General features: G+C 60.5%; 3 protein-coding genes and 1 pseudogene. All 4 read right to left on the minus strand.

What is annotated here, in order from left to right; translation table 11 throughout:
• Positions 1-857: pseudogene (locus AB4Z11_RS28115) on the minus strand (hypothetical protein); the annotation flags it as partial.
• Between the two features lie 27 nt (positions 858-884).
• Positions 885-1463, minus strand: coding sequence for a pilus assembly PilX family protein (locus AB4Z11_RS28120; RefSeq protein ID WP_442029123.1), 579 nt, complete (start codon positions 1461-1463; stop codon positions 885-887).
• Positions 1460-2629, minus strand: a complete 1170-nt coding sequence (locus tag AB4Z11_RS28125; protein ID WP_442029124.1) for a PilW family protein — start codon at positions 2627-2629, stop codon at positions 1460-1462. The genes AB4Z11_RS28120 and AB4Z11_RS28125 overlap by 4 nt, the downstream gene beginning before the upstream one ends.
• 5 nt (positions 2630-2634) lie before the next feature.
• Positions 2635-2967: hypothetical protein (locus tag AB4Z11_RS28130; RefSeq protein WP_442029125.1), on the minus strand; the 333-nt coding region annotated here is incomplete at its 5' end.

The raw sequence follows: 2967 nt of genomic DNA on the forward strand, positions 1-2967 counted from the left end.
GCCACGCCATTAGGGCTGCTACCGATCGTGATGGTCGCGTAAGCACCGGCGGACAATGCCGTCGGGCTGGAATAGCGCGGATAGGTGTAGGTGGTGGTGCCACTGCCAATGTATTTGGCCTGGCAAGTGGTCAAGCTAGTGTCAGTACACCAGCGAACTTTGGCCGGGACCGGATAGCCGGCCGGTGCCGCCGCGCCCACCGTCACCGTTTTACAGTTGGTCAGCGAAGCGTCCGTGCAAAATTCCGCTACGTTGATGGTGTAGTAGTAAGGGTTGGTATTGTAGGACTTCGCAGTCTTATAGGTGTTGTCCGGGTAGTTGTAGGTGGCCGTATTGAAAGCGCAAGTGCCGCCGCTGTTACACCACTTCAGATCCGGGAAGCCATTGGTCAGGTTGATGGTGCCCGCCGACGAGCCGTTCATGCCGAAGTTGGCCACGCCAAAACCATCGCCGGTGACGCTGGCCCAACCGCCGGTGTTGGCCGAGGTCATGGACGGATACGAGGTGCCGTCCGCATTCAGCGGCGGCAGATAGGTGATCTTCGGATTGTAGTAGACGCGGTTGAAGTCCGAGCTCATATACGGCGGATCACCCGGCGCGCAGGAACGCTGTCCCGACGCCAGCGTGGCGCCGGAGCGGCACAGATTGTCAACCACGTAGTCCGGCAGATAGGACCAGCCCATGGAACCCGAATTGTCGTACAGGACCATCAGGTTGGGCTTCACGGTGCCGGTGCCGTTGATGTTCAACAGTGGCACCTGGGCGATATTGGTGGGTGCGGCAAAGGCGGCCGCAGGCAGGACGGCCAGTGCCAGCGCAGCGACGCGCGCCGCAAGCTTGCTCATATTCTTGGTCATGGTGGTTCCCATTTCTATCACGGCGCCTTACGGCCCCATCATTACTACTGCCTGATTCATCACATTGCCGCGCGCGCCAGCGATGCGCGAGGTAATAACGTAGTGCAGCTGCGGCTTGCCCTGGTACACCTGGGAACTGGTGGACAAGGAAGTGCCGATTGGTACGGTCGATTGCACCTGGCTCTTCGCCGACATGGTGGTGCAATTGTTGGGTGCGCTGAACGGGCCCGGCAGCATACACAGGCGATGAATCACATATTCGACCTGGTTGCCGACGCCATCGTTGATCTTGACCGAGCCGTTCCAGAACGCAGGGTTATCGACACCCTGGTCGGCGCCGGCGGCAAGCGTCGCCACATAGCCATTGGCAACGTCATCGTTCCACAGCACGTTGCGATTGGGGAGTGTGCGCAGCCACTGGAAGCCGGTGTGAATGCCGAGGTCGGCTGCCTTGCTCAGCGACGACTCGTACGCCAGCGTCGACGTGGCCAGCGTGACCGAGTTGCTGGACCGCAGAAGATAGATACTGCTGACTAGCATAACTGCCAGCATGATGAGCATCACCGGCAAGGCGATACCGGCCTGGAAGCGGGAACGGTACATCATGGTCTCCAGCCCGAATTGCGGATCGGGACGATGGTTTCAAAAGCGCGATAGCGATAGCAGGTCCAGTCGATCGGGTCGCCCGCCACATCAAGCTTCACCGACACCTTGGATGCCGCAATACCATTTGGCACACTGGTGGTAAACACGTCGAGCGGCGCCGTGGTAGCCGTGCACTTGCCCGTGGTGGCATCGGGTTTCTCCGGGATTGAGCTGCGGGCAATCACAGCCAGGCGTATGGCTGCTACGCGCTGATAATCGCCGGCGCCGCCAGTATCGCCATCACCGTCGGCATCGATCATGGTCGGACTCCACTGCATGACCGCCATGCTGTTGGCGCTGTTGAACTGGGCTGCAGCACGCAAATCAAAGCCATATTCAGCCTTGATGGCGATGACATTGTTGACCACCGACTGGGGATTCTGTGCAGTGCCCGCCAGGTCGGTGGCGCTCAGCATCAGTACGCCGTTGCTTACCGACCAGGTGTGGAAGGCCAGTTTGGCGGCAGGTCCCAGGTTATAGATGCGGGCCTGGCCTTGCTGGTAGTTACCACCCATCAGGAAACCCTTGTTGAAGCGGAAGGACCCCGAGGCCGCGATACTCAGCACATTGGTGGTCGGCGTCGCAGCCAGCTGCGCCATGCTGCAATCGCCGCCGGCAGGTTCCGGCGCGACCACCAGCACGTCGCCTTGCAGGAAGTTAAACGGCGTCGTCGTGTTGGACGTGATGGCGGCTTCGCCGGTATAGTTCGAGCCGACGCCCACATTGCCGACACCGCTGGCGGAACTGCCCGCGTACAGGCTGAGCGTGTCGGAGCGGTCAGCGTTATAGCCGATCACCACCGGCGCCAGCGGCGTGGAGTCCGCACCGTTGTGCTGGACTTTCGTGAGCTGGAAACCCTGCACATCTGACATCTGCGTATTGCAGCCGGAAACCAGACTGTCGTTGATGCCCCAGCCTGCCTGTGCGGCATCGGTATTTATCTGCATCATAGCTAGCATGCCGTTCTGCATCGTATCCGAACCACCCAGCGCGGCCGACTTCTGCGATTCGGAAGTCACCAGCAAGCGGGTCGCAAACATGACCGCCAGCATACCGACGACCACAGCGACCATCAGTTCGACCAGGGAGAAGCCGCGTACGCGGCGGAATGTATAAGGCTTTAACATGGCGGCTACATGATGTAGGAAGTGACCTGATGCTGGTTCTGCGCATCACCTTTGCGGCGGGTCCATTTGAGCGTGATGTTGACCTGGGTCCGCACAAGGCCTGGGGCAATCACCACCGGCGCGATCACGATGCTGTACTTGACCCCCGGGATGCGCTTATCCGTCTCCTTGGCCCAGGTATCCAGCACCATCGGGGCGGCGGCGCCTTCGGCTACCACATAAGCGGGGAGATTGAGCTGGTCATTGTTCATGATACCCAGCAGCTCCTCGGCCGCGAGCGTCGCTTCGGCGCGCAGGCCGGCATCGGAAATCGCCGCATATGAGCGTGCCTGCAGACC

The organism is Pseudoduganella sp. RAF53_2 (assembly GCF_052113985.1).
In the GTDB taxonomy this organism is placed as follows: Bacteria; Pseudomonadota; Gammaproteobacteria; order Burkholderiales; family Burkholderiaceae_D; genus Rugamonas.

Excerpts from the sequence above, each read along its gene's own strand:
- AB4Z11_RS28120 (WP_442029123.1), bottom strand. The coding sequence starts at position 1,463 with ATGATGTACCGTTCCCGCTTCCAGGCCGGTATCGCCTTGCCGGTGATG.
- AB4Z11_RS28125 (WP_442029124.1), bottom strand. The coding sequence starts at position 2,629 with ATGTTAAAGCCTTATACATTCCGCCGCGTACGCGGCTTCTCCCTGGTC.